The following is a 19088-nucleotide window of genomic DNA, read 5'->3' as shown; positions in this document are numbered from 1 at the left end:
AGTTTAAAATTGGATAAACTCCTGTCCCGATTAGGAGAAGGCGCTTGAAAGTGCGCCTTCTCCTATGTTTGAGTGAGGGGACGGGGGAAGAACGGTTTGAGCAGAACAGTTACGCTTTTTTTTCAAAAATAGGAAGTTAATTCATTCAGAGGTGAAGGATAATGGAATTAGTGGAATTGAAGCATGAGTTGGCAAGTATGGCTAGACGTTTAGCGGACTTTAGGGGGTCTCTTTGACTTAGAGGAGAAGGAGGCGCGGATTGCGGAGTTGGAGGATATTATGTCTGAGCCGTCGTTCTGGGATGATCAGGATAAGGCGCAGAAGGTTATAGCGGAAAATAATGGGTTAAAGGAAATGGTGGATTCGTATCATGCGCTTGTTTCGGCTCATGAGGATCTTGAGGTTTCCTACGAGCTCGTCAAGGAAGAGGGGGACGAGGAGCTTGCGGAGGATTTGGAAAGTGGTGTGAAGGAGCTTTCCCGGCAAGTGAATGATTTTGAGCTTCAGTTGTTATTGAGTTCTCCGTATGACGCAAACAATGCGATTCTTGAACTTCATCCTGGTGCGGGGGGGACGGAATCGCAAGACTGGGCATCGATGCTACTACGGATGTATACCCGATGGGCCGAGGGTAAGGGTTTTAAGGTAGAGACGTTGGATTATTTGCCTGGTGATGAGGCTGGCGTGAAGAGTGTTACTTTAATGATTAAAGGGCATAATGCTTACGGATATTTGAAGGCGGAAAAAGGGGTTCATCGTCTTGTGCGGATTTCCCCGTTCGATTCTTCTGGGCGCCGTCACACATCATTCGTTTCGTGTGAGGTAATGCCTGAGCTGGATGATAATGTGGAAATTGATATTTCTCCTGATCAGATTAAGGTGGACACGTACCGGGCGAGTGGTGCAGGCGGTCAGCACATCAACACGACGGATTCAGCGGTTCGGATTACACATACGCCGACGGGAACGGTGGTTACCTGTCAGTCGGAGCGTTCTCAAATTAAAAACCGGGAGCAGGCGATGAAGATGCTGAAGGCGAAGTTGTTCCAGCTGGAGTTGGAAAAACAACAGCGGGAGTTAGATGAAATTCGTGGGGAGCAATCGGAAATTGGTTGGGGAAGTCAGATAAGGTCGTATGTGTTCCATCCTTATAATATGGTGAAGGATCATCGTACGAATCATGAGACAGGGAATACCCAAGCAGTCATGGACGGGGAACTGAATCCGTTCATTGATTCCTACTTGCGTTCACAGATTAAGTAATCATGTTGCTTGAGTGTTGAGTAAACGTTCAGATTTTGAGTGAGTAAACGGTCTGGTAGCAATGGTACTAGCGAGAATTGGTAAGTGGAATATATAAGCTGAGTAAGCTTGATTATTGAATACATGCTGCTTGGTGGATATGTGCTGCTTGGTGAATATATACAGCTTGGTGAATATGTTTGAGGTAGTTGCTGGAGTGCATGCTGATGGTTGCGAAGAGTGTGTAATAGTATGTTATGTGTAATATGTTGTATGTTATTATGTGTTATGTGTTGTTTGCATAATGGTGTGTGAGTTCTTGTTGGCGGTTCCTAGTAACTTGAATGTAAGCTGGTAGTTATCTATCGGTAGTTTGAATCCAATCTAGTAATTGTGACTGTTGAATTACAAGGGTAATTGTAGTGTGTAAGTGTTTAGTATGTTGAAATTGTAGGCTGTAACTGTGTAAGTGCAATGTGTAAGTGTAAGTAGCATGTTGAAAGTGTTGGCTGTTCTTGATGGGTTAAGTTTATCGTTTTATGATGAAACTTATCCTTCAGGAGCAGTCTTTTTAGTTTTCTGAAGGAAGAATTGTCCGAGCTGGAGGTTAGTTCGGACAGTTGAAGGAGATGAGCGAAATGAATTGTCCGAACTGAAGGCAAGTTCGGACAAATGAGGGAGAGATGGAGGAAGAATTGTCCGAACTGAAGGGAAGTTCGGACAGTTGGAGGAGAGGAAGCGTCTGAATTGTCCGAACTGGAGGCAAGTTCGGACAGTTGAGGAAGAGATGGAGGAAGAATTGTCCGAACTGGAGGTTAGTTCGGACAATTGAGGGAGAGAAAGCGTCTGAATTGTCCGAACTGGAGGCAAGTTCGGACAGTTGAAGGAGAGATAGAGGAAGAATTGTCCGAGCTGGAGGTTAGTTCGGACAAATGAGGGAGAGATAGAGTATGAATTGTCCGAACTGGAGGTTAGTTCGGACAGTTGGAGGAGAGGAGCGAAATGAATTGTCCGAACTGGAGGTTAGTTCGGACAGTTGGAGGAGAGGAGCGAAATGAATTGTCCGAACTGGAGGCAAGTTCGGACAGTTGAAGAAGAGGAGCGAAATGAATTGTCCGAGCTGGAGGTTAGTTCGGACAGTTGGAGGAGAGGAGCGAAATGAATTGTCCGAACTGAAGGGAAGTTCGGACAGTTGAAGGAGAGGAAGCGTTTGAATTGTCCAAACCTACAGCATATTCCATTCTAAAATGGAAATTAGGATAGCACTAATGTAAAGCATCACCGGACTAATGGGATACCATTTACAGGAATCTTCCATGGTGATATACTACTTTAGGATTTTAGGAGTTTTTGCAAAATGACTATCGACGTACTATTAGAAGAGATGCGGTGAAGTTCGACGTTCTAATGAAACAGTAGCAATTAAGTTCACATACTAATAGAACAGGAGCAGTGAACTTCCACATACTAGTAGAACAAACACAAAATGAACAAAACACAAAATGAACAAAACACAAAATCAAAAAAACACTAACAATTATCCTGGGCAGTAATACATAATTTTTCGCATAAAGGTGATGCTTAATATGATGAAACAAATGAAAAGACGACTTCATAAAGAACCGATGGGTCCTGTCAGCAAAACGATCGTTGATTTTGGACATGTTTTATTGGGCTCGGCCATTGTGGCGATTGCCTTCAATATTTTCCTTTTGCCAAACCAAATCGCCTCAGGCGGGGTGTCAGGTATCTCCATTCTAGTGAGATATACACTTGGAATCGAACCGGCATTTACGCAATGGGGACTTAACGTTCCTTTGTTTTTTGCAGGTGTCCTTCTATTGGGAGGAAGTCTCGTTGGAAGTATCATGTACGGTGTGAAAACATTTGTGGGGACACTATTTCTCCCGCTGGTTGTTTTATTAACAAGTCATTGGGAGCCTGCTACCTCTGATCCATTATTAGCTGCTATTTTTGGCGGAATTGGTGTAGGTCTTGGTTTAGGTATAGTATTCCGGTCTAATTCCTCCACAGGGGGAACGGATTTGGCAGCACAGATTATCGGGAAATATACGGGTATGTCCCTTGGGGCATGTGTGTTTATCATGGATGGTCTTGTAGTTGCATCATCTGCTTTCATCTTTGGATTTGAATTTGCCTTATATGCGTTAATTGGACTGTTCATTACAGGAAAAACAATTGATCTTGTCCAAACTGGATTAGGGTATTCGAAAATGGCCATTATTATTTCCGATTATGAAGAAGAGGTAAAACAGGGATTGCTAACTAAGGTAGACAGGGGAGTAACAAAATTAGTCGGATATGGCGGATATACCAATCATGAACGCCCAGTACTCATGTGTGTTGTAGGGAGAAACGAAGTCACAAAATTGACACAAGTCGTTCAAACAATTGACCCATCAGCGTTTGTTATCGTTAGTAACGCTTCTGAGGTACTTGGAAAGGGTTTCAAGAGCAAGTAAATAGGTTATAATTGCGTAGGAAGGTTTTGGAAACTTTCCGTCATCATACTATGGATATCTTATGGAGGAGGTAATCAAATGAAAAAGTTACTAGTTGCAATGTTGGGGGCAATGCTAGTGCTAGGTTTAGCAGCATGCGGGGGCGATGACGCGGACGAACCTGCACAAGATACTGGGGACACACAAGAAACTGCTGGAGATGGTGGTTCGTACGATCTGACAAACGGGGAACAAAAATATATGGCTAACTGTGCTGGATGTCATGGCGGGGATGCATCAGGCGCTTCGGGACCAGGAATTGCAGGGAATTCTTATGATGAAGTATTAACAGCTATTCAGGAAGGACCCGGGACAATGCCTGAAGACATGGTTACAGGTGATGATGCACAAGATGTTGCTACATGGGTAGCAGGCCAATAACTTCATAGCATACGTTAAACTTTAACAGCAGCGAAACTCGCTTGAGAGATCGCTGCTGTTTTTATTTATTAACTTAATGACACGATTCGACTTTTTCACATATCTGTAACAACTTTTTCTTGCCTTGTTACTCCTATCTTTTTTTATGGAAAAAAATAGATAAGTAATACTTAAATTGTAAATATATACCTAGATTTCCCAACAATAGTACCAATACATTTCAAAAATGGCAAAAATATATCATGATTGAAATGAAACTGTAAAAAAAATAAACTTAACACGTCAAATAATGATGCTATAATATTTAATGTGAGAGATTTGTTGTTTTTTCGTTGTTATAGGAGAATTATAAAATGTTTGCGACAAAATAAACAACGATACGACATCGATAAGAATATAAGTATAATTTAGAAAATCAACTGATGTTATTTTTTGCTCAGTTTTAAATCAGATATTAGGATGGGATGCTAAATGATTCATATGAAGGACGTTTGGAAAACATATCCTAATGGCGTGATGGCTATTAATGGGATTAATGTTGATATTGACAAAGGGGAATTTGTATATGTTGTCGGTCCAAGTGGTGCCGGGAAATCTACATTTATTAAAATGATGTATCGGGAAGAAAAACCAACCCGAGGTGATATCATTATAAACCGTAACAATTTAGTGAAAGTGAAAGAACGTCATATACCTTATATCCGAAGAAATATCGGAGTTATTTTCCAAGACTTTAAACTACTTCCAAACCTATCAGTTTATGAAAATGTGGCATTTGCCATGGAAGTTATTGAAGAGAGTAAAAGTAATATTCGCAGAAGAGTTATGAAGGTGTTAGAAATTGTGCGTTTGAAAAATAAAGCTCGCTTTTTTCCACATGAAATCTCAGGTGGGGAGCAACAGCGAGTAGCGATTGCCCGGGCTATCGTAAACAATCCGTCTGTCTTAATTGCGGACGAACCTACCGGTAACCTCGACCCAGAAACGTCTTGGGAAATCATGCATATTCTTGAAGAAATTAATGAACGGGGAACCACTATAGTTATGGCTACCCATAATAAGGAGATTGTAAACACATTACGAAAACGTGTTATTGCCATTGAGGATGGTCGAATCGCTCGAGATGAAGTGAAGGGGGATTACGGCTATGAAAGGTAGATCTTTAGCTAGACATATAAAAGAAGGCGGAAAGAATATTGTAAGGAATGGCTGGATGACGTTTGCTTCCATCAGCGCAGTGACGGTCATGTTATTCGTTGTAGGTGCCTTCTTGCTTCTTATTATGAATGTTAATCACTTTGCAAAGTCTTTAGAAGAAGATGTGGAAGTTCGTGTTTTTATAGACATTACTGCAACGGGAGATCAACAAGAGGAATTGCTTACTGAATTGGAAAGTCTTGAAGGTGTGGAGAATGTCGAATTTGTTCCAAAAGAAGAAGGACTTGATACTTTAATTGAAAGTTTGGGAGAACAAGGAGATATTTTTGAAACATTACGTGATGAAAATCCTTTAAATGATGTTTTTGTTGTACAAGCAGAGGATCCACAGGAAACAGATCTCATTGCATTGGATATTGAGGAACTTCCCCATGTGGAAAATGTGGAATATGGAAAAGATATCTTCGATCAATTATTCACAGCGACGGATTTAATTCGTACTGTTGGCTTAATTCTTATTCTTGGATTAATGTTTACAGCCATGTTTTTAATTGCAAATACAATTAAACTTACGATTATTGCTCGAAAACGCGAGATTCAAATTATGAAACTGGTTGGTGCAACAAATGGATTTATACGCTGGCCGTTCTTTGTAGAAGGTCTCCTTCTTGGTGTACTTGGTGCGGTTGTGCCAGTCACTATTTTGTCTTATGGATACGCAAGTTTTTACAATAGCATAGGAGTGCAAACAGGACTTGATTTCTTCCAATTCTTACCGACCACCCCATTAGTATTCCAAATGGGATCCCTATTAATGGCTATCGGTGCATTTGTAGGTATTTGGGGTAGCATGATGAGTGTTCGTAAGTTCTTAAGAGTTTAATAGGTGTTTTATTAATACTATAGAACAGCTTTTACAGGCTGTTCTATAGTCTCACCAAACGGTTAACTATATAGAACAATAATGTTTATGTGACAGCGTAGAAATGAGAAGTTAACAGTACTTAAGGGGGGGAAATCTATGAACCGTAGACTCATATTTGTAAGTTTGGCGTTATTGTTAGTATTGATGCCATTTACAGGAGATTTATTAACTTCTGCTGAGGCGAATACAGGCAGGGATTTGGAAGAACAAATAGATTCCTACCAGGAACAGCAAAGTGAACTCCGCAATGAGGCAAATCAGGCAGAACAAGAGTTGCAGGAAGTAGAAAGTGAGATTCAAGCTTTAGAGAGTGAAATTCGTCGGTTAGATGAAAGTATGGCAGTCACTAATGAGAGAATTGATGAAAAACAAGCTGAGATAGACGAAACGAAAACAAGAATTGAGTTACTTAGGGAAGATATTGTTGAGTTGGAAGAGCGAATTGCCCAACGGGATGCACTATTGAAAGATCGTGTCCGCAACATGTACAAAACGGGCGGAGTCATCAATTACATAGAAGTAATTCTAGGGGCTCAAAGTTTCGGAGATTTAATTGAACGGGTATCCGCATTAAGTACAATCGCTCAGCAGGATCGTCATATTTTAGAGCAACACGTTCTTGATAAAGAAGCGTTAGAATTGGCGAAAACGATGTTAGAGGGAGAACTCGAAGGTCTTGAAACTCAAATGGAAGAGTTAGAGATTCTTATGGCTGAATTGGAAGAACAAAAGGAAGAAAAGGATAAGATTATTGAAAGATTAGTGAAAAAAGGCTATTCTCTTCAAGAACAGATCATGTCCATTGAAGAAGAACAGCAGTTTTTAAAGGCGCAAGAAGAAGCAGCGAAAAAAGAGTTAAAGCTGTGGGAAGAGGAACAGCGCCGAATCGAAGAGGAAAAGCGGCGCCAGGAAGAGGAACGAAAAAAGCAGGAAGAACTGGAGCGCCAACGGCAACAAGAACAACAGCAGCAACAAACTGGGAATAACAATAACACTGATACTAGTCAAGGTAGTGGCGGTGAATCTAATAATAATGCAGGAAAACTCTTTAGACCTGCAAATGGAGGCGTTACATCTCCTTTCAATCCAAATCGACTTCACCCGATTTATAGGGTGGTTCGCCCACACAACGGGATAGATTTTGGACATGGAGGGGTAAGAAACCCACCAATATATGCTGCTGAAGCAGGTACGGTTATTCAGACGAGCTGGATGGGTGGGTTCGGTAATACGATCATGATTTCACACATCATTGACGGAAAACCATATACTACATTATATGCCCATTTAGCATCCTTTAATGTTTCTCCAGGGCAACGGGTAAGTCGTGGACAAGTTATCGGGGTAATGGGTACGACAGGGGATTCTACTGGGGTACATTTACACTTTGAATTGCACCCGGGCGGGTATTCTGGCAGAAGTTCTGCCGTTAACCCTGCACCATATTTGAACTAATAAACATATGATAATTTTCAACTAAATTTAGCATAAGATCATCTGTATAAGTATAGCAGGTGATCTTTTTCTTATATTTTACGAACTAGAATCGGAATGCCATGTGTGTGATATTCATGGATCCACCCACGCCACGGAAATCGTTTAGTAAAATGGCTAAGATTTTGGTAGCTTAAGAAGGTGCCTATTCGAAATTACTTCATAATGAATAATGAATAATGAATGATTTTAAACGTATTGTCCTACTAAATGACATTTCATAAAAATCCCATGAATACATAATTAAAGGAGGATTGCATATAATAAGCCAAGTTTTCTTTAAATAGACAAGGGATAAGGTTTTAATTAAATACTAATTTTTGTTATGATGAAAGTGCGATTACGTATATTAAAGTCAAGTTTTTTTATCATGCTGTGCTTTATATACTAATGTATAAGACTACTGTCAGTGACATTGACATTTGACACAGAATATGATCAGATTTAGTCATAAATCGTTCTAGGAACAATTATCAGTCTTGGAACAAAACAGTCTCTAACATAAACGAATATTTTATAGAAAATGCATCTAGAATTAAAGACGCTCAGAAGAGGTGAAGACATGAATGTTAATATGAATAAAGCGTTAGTGCCGGTAATAATTGGACTTTCAATCCTCTTAGGTGCAAGCGGGATGTATGTTGGAATGAATCTTATAGGTAATGGGGAAGCCGCACCAGTTATCGAACAAACAAATGATGATGGGACATACAGTGATGAAGTGGACGAACAACCCACAATCGCTGATGTCAACCAAAGTGATATTGAAAAATTCACTGCTGCCTACGAAATCATTCTAGAGAGATACGTGGAAGAAATTGACAGTCAAAAGTTGGTGGAAGGTGCTATCTCCGGAATGCTTGGAACTCTCGAAGACCCTTACTCTGTTTATATGGATGAATCGACAGCTCAAGAGTTTATGGAATCACTGGATTCATCTTTCGAAGGAATTGGTGCGGAAGTAAGTATGACCAATGGAAGAGTTACCATTGTGGCACCTTTCCGTGATTCACCGGCAGAGAGGGCAGGAATTAGACCTAATGATCAAGTTATTGAAGTAGATGGGGAAGATATAGAAGGACTTTCTTTATATGAAGCAGTTCTAAAAATTCGTGGGGAAAAGGGGACAACCGTTACCCTTACGATTCAGCGTCCAGGTGTGAATGAGCTTTTGGAATTGGATGTCGTACGAGATACGATCCCAATTGAAACTGTTCTAAGTGAAGTAGTGGAAGAAAACGGTAAGACAATTGGTATCATTGAATTAAGATCCTTTTCTGAGAATACAGCACAAAGGTTTGAAGAAGAGTTAGTGGCATTAGAGGAACAGGGGATTGAAGGATTGATCATTGATGTCCGTGGAAATCCAGGCGGGTTTTTACAAAGTGTCGAAGATATAGGTAATTTAATCATTCCAGGCGGGGAACCAGTTGTTCAGATTGAAAACCGTAATGGGGAACGGATGCGACATATCTCTAATTTAGAAGAAGTTAAACCGTATCCTATTGTTGGTTTAATTAATGAAGGGAGTGCCTCAGCATCAGAGATTTTAGCAGCTGCTTTAAAAGAGGCAGGAGGCTATGATATCGTTGGGAAAACAACCTTTGGCAAAGGAACTGTGCAACAAAGCCTACGTATGGGTGACGGAAGTGAAATAAAATTGACATTATATCGTTGGTTAACCTCAGCAGGGAATAACATCAATGAAGAAGGGGTAGAACCAACCGTAGAAGTCTCACAACCGGAGTACTTTTACGTCTCACCTATTGTTGTAAATGAAGAGGAATCGTTAACTCTTGATATGACCAGCGATCACATTGGTAATGCCCAGATTATGCTGGGAGGACTTGGTTTTAATCCAGGAAGAGAAGACGGATACTTCAGCCAAGAAACGGAAGCGGCAGTGAGAGAATTTCAAACTGAAATGGGCATTGATGTGACAGGAGAAATAGATCATAAAACCGCTGAACTCCTTCAAGTGGAACTTATTAATACAATCCAAGGACGGGAACACGACCTTCAACTTAAGAAGGCCTTGGAATTATTGACCGAATAAAAAATATATTAATGTAGAGTATTGAGATATTAAAATAAATTTTTACAAGGGGCCTCAGGAGGTTAGAGATTTCTCTGACATGATGAGGCTCCTTTTTCCTCTTCACTCCGTCCACTTCATCCGGTTGGTCGTAATGGCAGCTAGATAGTATCGGGAAGAGAGCAATTCATATTCGTTCGGTCGGTACCGGAGCTATGGCCTTAAAAGATAGGAAGTTACATTCATCCGGTCGCAATATATGACTTTTGGTAATTCGGAAATGAAACCGAAGCCAAATCCCATCACAAAATGGCCAGATGGGTAATATTGGTGAGGTAAATTTCCACTGATTGTGTAAAAAGTACTTTTTTTTTACACAAATTGAATTACAATGAAGAGAAGGATATTTTTTTAATTATACTATACTCGCTTCAACTGTCTGTTTCATCACAAACAACTGCACTGAACGTATAAGTAACAAATATCAAAATCTTCTGCTAAACAATTTTTTTATCATCAACGAATCAACGAATCGTATTAATTGGATGAATCATATGAATCTTAAAACTTACCGTGGTTAAGCGTCCGTCTGCAGCTGCAGCGGAAATCGAACGAGATTATCCTGTATTAAGAATAACGTTCGTTTTTATAGTGAAATATTGAATGATGAAATTGATTCTCTTACATATAAATCTATATTATCTCTTACAGGAATTAAATTTTGACCGATACTACTACTATCAACTACTAATTAGACTACGAAACTTAATAATAGAGGAGGAATTTTTATGGATATCGTTGCCTTAGAATTATTAAAAGCATTGGGACGGTTGTGGTTACACCCCTTAACCTATCTCTTTTTTCTTGCGGCCATTTGGATTGGGTTAGCCCGTGTGAAACGGGAGAGAAAAGATTTCCATACAAGAGTATACGATGTTATCCATGAATTGACCTATCCATTATTAATAAGTCTCGGTTTTATCATTGTCATTTCCTTGATCGTCGCGGGAATCGGTATCGAAATTCCATTTAGCATGATGATACTATTAGCTGTCATATGGATCCTGTTTTTGCCTTTTAAAAACGCCAGATTGCTAAGCATGACAATGGTCGGATCCATTGCCCTTATCATCGCCCTCTTTTTACCACAAGGGGGGACAGACTATCCTTGGCTGAATGATTTCCTGTTTGAACTTAGCGGCATGAATCCAATAGGTTTTGTATGGCTGTTAGTAATCCTTCTCCTAACCGAATCTCTTTTGATCCTAACAAACGGCTGGAAAAAAACATCTCCAATGCTCTATAAAAGTAAACGGGGAAAAACAGTTGGAGCCCATAAGGTAAATCGCTTATGGTTCTTACCAATCTTTGTTTTAATTCCTATGGGTACAATCAGCTTAGATAGCTGGTGGCCTCTGTTTCCGTCCTCGGGCAGTGCGGCCAACGGATTTATGTTTGTACCATTTGTAATTGGAATCCATGCCATTATTAAAAGTGACTATCCTTCTTATGCTATAAAATTGATCGGAAAACGCCTGCTGCTGTTAGGAATATTGGCAGCACTGATTGCTGGTGCCGCCACGTATTGGACATTCCTATTCCCAGCAGTGGCCGGATTTATTATTCTTGGACGGGAAATCGTTTATTACTCACAACGCTCATCGGAAAGTAAACAAAACAGTATTTTTAGCCAAAGGCAACAAGGACTTGTTGTTCTCGGTATCCTTCCCCACTCTACAGCAGAGAAGATGGGAATAGAAGTTGGGGAAATCATCACCAAAGTGAATGGCTTAGAAGTTTACACCCAAAGAGACGTTTACGAAGCCTTACAGAAAAATTCCGCCTATTGTAAACTGGAAGTACTGGATTACGCAGGAGAAATTCGATTTGCCCAATCATCTATCTTTGAGGGGGATCATTATCAAATTGGACTCCTCTTCGTCCCTGATGATGGGGAAGGGAACAACCTGTCTGCCCGCGGACTCCGTTCCTCCGTTGTGATCCATCAAGACCGGAATGTGGCGAAGACCCCTGATACGGAAAAACAAAGTGTCGTGGATGGAACTGGGGATGGCGTAATCGAACAGGGGACTTTGTGGGAGACAGAAAATCACGACGCCCCTGCTGACGCAGAGCTTACTCCTCACCACCAAGGTGAAATTGACTCTACAGGGGAAGACGACTTAAATGATAATAAAACAGATGGTATGAATGAAGCTGATTCAAATGTAAGCGGAGCAAGACCGGAATTTACATTTGATGAAACTGAATTGATTGAAAATGATACTGAAAACGATACTGGATATGATACTGAAAACGATACTGGATATGATACTGAAAACGATACTGGATATGATACTGAAAACGATACTGAAAATGATACTGAATTCGAAACTGAATATGATTCTGAAATTTATTCACAAAATGATTATAAAGTTTATTCGGAAACTGATAATGCATCTTCTGAAAATGAAGATGACCCAGATGACCCAGAGTTATCTGCACGTGAAATTAATCATGAAGAAACCGAGTTTAATATAAATGGAATAAATCATGATGAAACCGAATCTAGCGAGAATGAAAATGATCAAGATGATCAAACTGGGCTTAATGCAAATGAAAATGCCTCGGATGAATTTGAGTTTAATGCAAATGAAAAAGGTTATGGAAGACAAGCAGATAAAAATAGTGATGCAACAGCTTCTCGTCCAACTGTTTTAAATGATAGTGAGGCAACAAAAACAGGGCATTGGGATGAGGTGAAGAGACAAGAATCGGTATCTTCAAGAGCACCTAATGAAGAAACGCTCTGGGACGTCTTAGACGATGATGAATCCATGGAAGATGGAAAAGATGGAACAGATTCAGAAGATGATTTCTTTGCTAAATTAAAGGGGTTCAGGGAGTCAGCATCTGCCACGGAAGAATGGGAATTGGATCAGGATCAAAATAATGCAAATGTTGAAGAAGAAGATGATTCTACCAAGCTGAAAAATGAATCTGCTTACGGAGAGCAAGGGAAATTAGACCAAATGGAACGGAGACCAGAACGTGGGGATCTTCCATATGGTCAAGCTGCAGGACTTTCCGCGTTTTATGATGAATTTAGAAAGACGCAGCCACAACGAAACAAGTGGAGACCAACGTTAGAAAAGGATGACGAAGGTAAAGACAAGAAGTAACTTCCATTCCATACGACCTTACCCATAAATATTAGCAAACCCAAAAACTTTCACAAACTCTATACGTTTGTGAAAGTTTTTTTGCTTTTTTTGTCACGGACCTGGTCCCGCACAATTTTGTGAAAGTTCACAGATAATTCGGGGACCAGGTCCGTGACAATATCGTGACAATATTTAAACGAATATATGTTCGCTTCGGTGTGATCTTGTGTTATAATGAGTCAGAATTGTTAAGAATGGATTAAGAGAGGCGTTTTCCTTAAAATCAACCGAATGGATTGGTAAAAGTTGATAGACTAAATTGAAAGCGAAAAAGTTGCATTTCACTCTAATTTTCGTAATGATAAAGGATAGCAATCTTATCCCTTTCAACACTAACTGAACTGAACACTCACAATAATGCAAAGAAGATCCATATTAATATACAACTAAAAGAAGATCACATAAAAAACTGCTTCAATAGATCAATTTATTTTTCCAAAAGAGGAGGTAGCCGAATTGATGATGCAAGACTCGGGAAATACATTTGAACTTGTGTCCCACTATGACCCTCAAGGGGATCAACCGAGAGCCATAAAGGAATTGGTCAATGGGATAAACGAAGGGAAAAAGTTTCAGACACTCCTTGGGGCAACGGGAACAGGAAAAACGTTCACCATTTCCAATGTCATCAAAGAAATAAACAAGCCCACATTAGTTATTGCCCACAACAAGACACTTGCAGGACAACTTTACAGCGAGTTCAAAGAATTTTTCCCAAACAATGCTGTGGAATACTTCGTCAGCTACTACGATTACTATCAGCCTGAGGCCTATATCGCACACTCCGACACTTACATTGAAAAAGACGCAAGCATCAATGATGAAATTGATAAACTACGACATTCTGCCACCAGTTCTTTATTTGAACGGAAAGATGTCATTATCGTTGCCAGTGTGTCATGTATATATGGTCTTGGTTCTCCAACGGAGTATAGTGAACTTGTTGTCTCACTGCGTACAGGAATGGAAAAGGAACGGAATCAACTGTTGAGAGACTTAGTGGACATTCAGTATGACCGAAACGATATTAATTTTACACGGGGAACTTTCCGTGTACGGGGAGATGTGGTGGAAATCTTCCCCGCATCAAGGGACGAGCATTGTCTCCGAGTGGAATTCTTCGGAGATGAAATCGACCGGATCACGGAAGTGGATGCCCTGACTGGTGAAATTCTAGGGGAGAGAAACCATGTGGCCATCTACCCGGCATCTCACTTCGTTACCCGTGAAGAAAAATTAAAACGGGCGATCGTTAATATTGAGAAAGAACTGGAAGAGACGTTAAAAGACTTGAATGAAAAGGGAAAACTTCTGGAGGCACAACGCCTTGAGCAGCGGACTAGATATGATATAGAGATGATGCACGAAATGGGTTATTGCTCGGGGATTGAAAACTACTCCCGGCATTTAACATTCCGAGAATCAGGAGCAACTCCTTATACATTACTGGATTACTTCCCGGAAGATTTTCTCATTGTGGTGGATGAATCCCATGTGACTCTCCCCCAAGTGCGTGGAATGTATAACGGGGACCAGGCGAGGAAAGGTGTTCTTGTGGATCACGGTTTTCGCCTTCCATCTGCAAAGGATAATCGGCCGCTTCGCTTTGAAGAGTTCGAGAAACATATTCACCAGACTATTTTTGTATCCGCTACCCCTGGACCTTATGAATTAGAAGCATGTCCAACGATGGTGGAGCAGATCATCCGTCCCACAGGTCTACTTGATCCCACGATTGATGTTCGTCCGATCGAGGGACAAATTGATGACCTCCTGGAAGAAATTCATGTCCGTAAAGAGCGGAATGAACGAGTGCTAATTACGACTCTTACAAAAAAAATGTCGGAGGATCTCACCGATTACTTAAAGGAAATTGGGATTAAAGTCCGTTATCTCCATTCTGATATTAAAACGCTGGAGCGTATACAAATCATTAGGGAACTCCGTCTTGGACATTTTGATGTTCTTGTTGGAATCAATCTTCTTCGGGAAGGGTTGGATATACCCGAAGTGTCCCTCGTCGCCATCCTAGATGCGGATAAAGAAGGTTTCTTACGGGCAGAACGGTCCTTGATCCAAACGATGGGCCGGGCGGCAAGAAACGCAAACGGACACGTTATTATGTATGCCGATAAGATGACCAAGTCCATGGAAATAGCCATAGAAGAAACGAAACGTCGTCGTAATATACAAAAGCAACATAATGAAAAACACGGAATAACTCCAAAGACAATACAAAAAGCAGTCCCTGACCTTATTCAAGCCACTTATGCGGCAGAAACGGAAGAAGGCTATGAAACAAAAGAAACAGTATTTGCAGCACCTAAACAGAAGATGAGTAAGAAAGAACGGGAAAAAGTAATTGAGCGGATGGAAACGGAGATGAAGGACGCTGCGAAGAGTCTGAACTTTGAACGTGCAGCAGAACTCCGGGATATCATCCTTGAATTGAAATCGGAAGGGTGAACGATGCATGTCTTTAGAAAACATCGTTGTTAAGGGAGCACGCTCCCATAATTTAAAAAATATTGATGTGACGATACCAAGGAATAAGCTGGTCGTATTAACAGGATTATCGGGATCTGGGAAATCGTCTCTAGCCTTCGACACCATTTATGCAGAAGGGCAACGCCGGTATGTGGAATCTTTATCGGCCTATGCCCGTCAATTTTTAGGGCAGATGGATAAGCCAGATGTGGATACGATTGAAGGTTTATCTCCGGCCATTTCCATTGATCAGAAAACCACGAGTAGAAACCCAAGATCAACGGTAGGGACAGTTACGGAAATCTATGATTATCTCCGCCTCCTTTTTGCACGGGTTGGAAGACCAATCTGTCCCACACATGGCATTGAAATCACTTCACAAACGGTCCAGAATATGGTGGACCGAATGTTATCCTATCCTGAGCGAACGAAGATGCAAATTCTCGCACCGATCGTTTCTGGACGGAAGGGAACACATGTGAAGGTATTGGACGATATTAAAAAGCAGGGCTATGTCCGGATACGTGTCGATGGGGAAATGCGGGAAGTGGCAGAAGAAATTGAATTGGATAAAAATAAGAAACATAATATTGAAGTTGTCATTGATCGAATTGTTATTAAGGAAGGGATTGAAGCCCGTCTTGCGGATTCTCTGGAATCTGCACTGGAATTGGCAGATGGCAGGGCTATGGTCGATGTTATTGGCGAAGAGGAACTTCTCTTTAGTCAAAAGCATGCATGCCCTCACTGTGGTTTTTCCATTGGAGAACTGGAACCAAGAATGTTTTCCTTCAACAGTCCCTTTGGGGCATGTACATCCTGTGATGGTTTAGGGAGTAAACTTGAAGTGGATCTGGAACTGGTAGTACCAGATTGGAGCAAGTCTCTGAAGGAAGGAGCTATCAGTGCTTGGGAACCCACCAGTTCTCAATACTACCCGCAACTATTAAAGAGTGTCTGCGACCACTTTGGGATCGATATGGATGCCCCAGTGGAGCAGCTTCCTACCCATCAGATGGACAAGATCCTGTATGGAAGTGGTAATGAAAAAATCTATTTTTATTATGAAAACGAATTTGGGACGGTTCGGGAAAAGGAAATTTATTTTGAAGGGGTTATTCAAAATCTTTCCCGACGATATACAGAAACGAGTTCGGACTATATCCGTGAGCAAATGGAAGGATATATGGCACAAAAGCCTTGTCCAACGTGTAAAGGGAACCGTCTCCGTAAGGAAACCCTTGCGGTAAAAATACAGGAAAAACATATTGGTGAAATTACGGGACTATCGATAATAGAGGCTAAACAATTTTTTTCCACACTGCAATTATCCCCGAAGGAAATGACGATTGCACGAATGATCCTTAGGGAAATTGACGAACGCCTAGGATTTCTTATTAATGTAGGTTTAGATTATTTAAGTCTGTCCCGTTCTGCAGGTACGTTATCCGGAGGCGAGGCACAACGGATCCGATTGGCAACACAGATCGGTTCTTCGTTAATGGGTGTTTTGTATATTCTGGACGAGCCTTCAATTGGCCTTCATCAGCGTGACAATAATCGTCTCATTGAAACATTGAAAAAGATGCGGGACCTGGGTAATACACTGATCGTTGTGGAACATGACGAGGATACAATGATTGCAGCTGATCATATTATCGACATCGGTCCTGGAGCTGGAGTTCACGGGGGGGAAGTAACTGCTGCTGGAACTCCGGAAGAGATTTGTCAAGATGACGCCTCATTGACAGGTCAGTACTTGTCCGGGAAAAAATTCATCCCACTCCCTGTGGAACGAAGGAAATCCGATGGAAGAAAGTTATCGATTATCGGAGCCAAGGAAAATAACTTAAAAGGTACTAGTGTGGATATTCCGTTAGGAGTGTTCGTGGCAGTTACTGGAGTTTCCGGTTCTGGAAAAAGTACGTTAATCAATGATATTTTGTTTAAAGCGATCGCGCAAAAATTAACGACGGCTAAAGATAAGCCTGGTCAGCACAAAAACATTGAAGGTATCGAGCATCTGGAAAAAGTGGTTGATATTGATCAGTCTCCTATTGGTAGAACACCAAGGTCTAACCCAGCCACTTATACAGGTGTTTTTGATCAGATCCGTGATGTCTATGCCATGACGAATGAGGCAAAAGTTCGTGGATATAAGAAAGGCCGATTTAGCTTTAATGTTAAAGGTGGCCGTTGTGAAGCATGCCGTGGGGATGGAATCATCAAAATAGAAATGCACTTCCTTCCTGATGTCTATGTGCCTTGTGAAGAGTGCCATGGAAAAAGATACAACCGTGAGACACTGGAAGTGAAATATAAAGGAAAAACAATTGCTGATGTACTTGATATGACTGTGGAAGACGCAGTGGAATTTTTCGAAAATATCCCTAGAATTAAACGGAAAATTGAAACGTTATTTGATGTGGGTCTAGGATATATGAAGCTTGGACAACCTGCAACGACATTATCCGGTGGGGAAGCACAACGGGTAAAATTGGCGTCTCAGCTTCACCGTCGTTCCACTGGCAGAACTCTCTATATTCTAGATGAACCGACGACTGGTCTTCATGTGGCAGATATTGACCGGTTGCTGAAGGTTCTTCAGCGATTAGTCGAAAATGGTGATACTGTTTTAGTAATTGAACATAATCTTGATGTTATTAAGACAGTGGATTACATCATTGACCTCGGTCCTGAAGGGGGAGACAAGGGGGGCAAAATTGTTGCCCAAGGTACTCCTGAAAAGGTTGCTGAAGTGAAAGGATCGTATACCGGAGAGTTTTTGAAGCCGATCCTTGTGAGAGAAAGGGAACGAATGGCAACACGTATGGATCAGATGGAAAAAGTAGTAACGGGAACCCACTCCTAATCAGATCGCTACAGTAGGAAAGGTAATTAAAAAAATATGTTTATGGGAAACTAGTGGATGTTCATTCATCTGCTAGTTTTTTTGAAAAGATAAGAATGTATAAGTTTTGGCACCTTCGGGCATTGTCTAGCTCCAGCGCCTACTCGCATGGGAACTGAAAAAGTGGTGCTTTTCCACTTTTACAGTCCCTAAGCAATGAGCGTAGCCGTCGCAATCTTTAAAAGCTTGATTGGAGTGGTTTTCTCCTATCAGGCGAGCGACGAGCGCAGCCATTGCCATACAAATAAAAGGAACTGAAAAAGTGGTTTTAACTTTTTCAGTTCCTTCCTAATCGCTGCGGGGCACTTCGGAAGTGACAACCGAAGTCAAAGAGCGAACTTCTAGCTACTTCTTCGAATTCGCTGTCCAACGAGCGTTTACTTCACGAGTATGCTTCGAGTTGCCTCAACGGACAGGACGTCCTAATATCGGGCATGCCACAGGACGTGGCGTTCTGCCCGATGGACGGATAAACTTCAGAGCGATGCTAGTAGAGGAAGAGGCACTGCCCTACGCTCGTGAGCCTAGGCGCTTGCGCTTTTCTTATGGAATAATCATACTCTGAGTTTTCTTTTCGAACAGTCGTCTTACGACCAAAAGGATAGGGGGAAATAAAATAAGACTTGAGGCGTAGATAAAAACGGACCTCCGTCTGTATTACATTTTTCGACGAACGATTAAAATATCATTAAGGCATTAAAAATACCGA

Annotated in this window: 11 protein-coding genes; all 11 read left to right on the top strand. The window is 41.1% G+C overall.

Features of this window, described 5'->3' with window-relative positions; genetic code table 11:
• Nucleotides 1-161 precede the first annotated feature (161 nt).
• The 11 genes from prfB (at nucleotide 162) to KS419_RS13695 (ending at nucleotide 18944) form a co-directional block, all read left to right on the top strand.
• A protein-coding gene (gene prfB, locus KS419_RS13745; RefSeq protein WP_217066961.1) for a peptide chain release factor 2 occupies nucleotides 162-1263 on the top strand; the annotation gives its coding sequence in 2 pieces (ribosomal slippage) (nucleotides 162-233 and nucleotides 235-1263; 1101 coding nt in all).
• A 1604-nt stretch (nucleotides 1264-2867) separates the two neighbouring features.
• On the top strand, nucleotides 2868-3725 hold the full coding sequence (locus KS419_RS13740) for a YitT family protein (protein WP_380087686.1): 858 nt from the start codon (nucleotides 2868-2870) through the stop codon (nucleotides 3723-3725).
• A gap of 78 nt (nucleotides 3726-3803) precedes the next feature.
• Nucleotides 3804-4145, top strand: a complete 342-nt coding sequence (locus KS419_RS13735; protein ID WP_217066959.1) for a c-type cytochrome — start codon at nucleotides 3804-3806, stop codon at nucleotides 4143-4145.
• A gap of 471 nt (nucleotides 4146-4616) precedes the next feature.
• Entirely contained in the window at nucleotides 4617-5303 is a 687-nt protein-coding gene (gene ftsE / locus KS419_RS13730; protein ID WP_217066958.1) for a cell division ATP-binding protein FtsE, read from the top strand.
• Entirely contained in the window at nucleotides 5293-6186 is an 894-nt protein-coding gene (gene ftsX / locus KS419_RS13725; RefSeq protein WP_217066957.1) for a permease-like cell division protein FtsX, read from the top strand. Before ftsE ends, ftsX begins: the two co-directional genes overlap by 11 nt.
• Nucleotides 6187-6324: 138 nt before the next feature.
• Complete coding sequence (locus KS419_RS13720) at nucleotides 6325-7683, top strand: murein hydrolase activator EnvC family protein (protein WP_217066956.1); 1359 nt, start codon at nucleotides 6325-6327, stop codon at nucleotides 7681-7683.
• Nucleotides 7684-8284: 601 nt separating this feature from the next.
• Nucleotides 8285-9778 (top strand): S41 family peptidase, encoded by a 1494-nt coding sequence (locus KS419_RS13715; protein WP_281419807.1) that lies wholly within the window; start codon nucleotides 8285-8287, stop codon nucleotides 9776-9778.
• Nucleotides 9779-10545: 767 nt separating this feature from the next.
• Complete coding sequence (locus KS419_RS13710; RefSeq protein WP_217066955.1) at nucleotides 10546-12939, top strand: PDZ domain-containing protein; 2394 nt, start codon at nucleotides 10546-10548, stop codon at nucleotides 12937-12939.
• A gap of 504 nt (nucleotides 12940-13443) precedes the next feature.
• The gene (gene uvrB / locus KS419_RS13705; protein ID WP_217066982.1) at nucleotides 13444-15447 is read left to right on the top strand and encodes an excinuclease ABC subunit UvrB; all 2004 of its coding nucleotides are present in this window, start codon (nucleotides 13444-13446) and stop codon (nucleotides 15445-15447) included.
• A gap of 7 nt (nucleotides 15448-15454) precedes the next feature.
• Complete coding sequence (gene uvrA, locus KS419_RS13700; RefSeq protein ID WP_217066954.1) at nucleotides 15455-18340, top strand: excinuclease ABC subunit UvrA; 2886 nt, start codon at nucleotides 15455-15457, stop codon at nucleotides 18338-18340.
• 352 nt (nucleotides 18341-18692) lie between these two features.
• Nucleotides 18693-18944 carry a hypothetical protein gene (locus KS419_RS13695; RefSeq protein ID WP_217066953.1) on the top strand — a complete coding sequence of 84 codons (252 nt, stop codon included), beginning with the start codon at nucleotides 18693-18695 and terminating at the stop codon, nucleotides 18942-18944.
• The last annotated feature ends 144 nt before the right edge of the window (nucleotides 18945-19088 follow it).

This window comes from Evansella tamaricis (assembly GCF_019042215.1).
In the GTDB taxonomy this organism is placed as follows: domain Bacteria; phylum Bacillota; class Bacilli; order Bacillales; family Salisediminibacteriaceae; genus Evansella; species Evansella tamaricis.
This window is presented reverse-complemented; position numbering and strand designations above follow the sequence as displayed.

Excerpts from the sequence above, each read along its gene's own strand:
- uvrB (WP_217066982.1), top strand. The coding sequence starts at position 13,444 with ATGCAAGACTCGGGAAATACATTTGAACTTGTGTCCCACTATGACCCT.
- KS419_RS13740 (WP_380087686.1), top strand. The coding sequence starts at position 2,868 with ATGGGTCCTGTCAGCAAAACGATCGTTGATTTTGGACATGTTTTATTG.
- KS419_RS13715 (WP_281419807.1), top strand. The coding sequence starts at position 8,285 with ATGAATGTTAATATGAATAAAGCGTTAGTGCCGGTAATAATTGGACTT.
- uvrA (WP_217066954.1), top strand. The coding sequence starts at position 15,455 with ATGTCTTTAGAAAACATCGTTGTTAAGGGAGCACGCTCCCATAATTTA.
- KS419_RS13710 (WP_217066955.1), top strand. The coding sequence starts at position 10,546 with ATGGATATCGTTGCCTTAGAATTATTAAAAGCATTGGGACGGTTGTGG.
- ftsX (WP_217066957.1), top strand. The coding sequence starts at position 5,293 with ATGAAAGGTAGATCTTTAGCTAGACATATAAAAGAAGGCGGAAAGAAT.
- ftsE (WP_217066958.1), top strand. The coding sequence starts at position 4,617 with ATGATTCATATGAAGGACGTTTGGAAAACATATCCTAATGGCGTGATG.
- KS419_RS13735 (WP_217066959.1), top strand. The coding sequence starts at position 3,804 with ATGAAAAAGTTACTAGTTGCAATGTTGGGGGCAATGCTAGTGCTAGGT.
- KS419_RS13720 (WP_217066956.1), top strand. The coding sequence starts at position 6,325 with ATGAACCGTAGACTCATATTTGTAAGTTTGGCGTTATTGTTAGTATTG.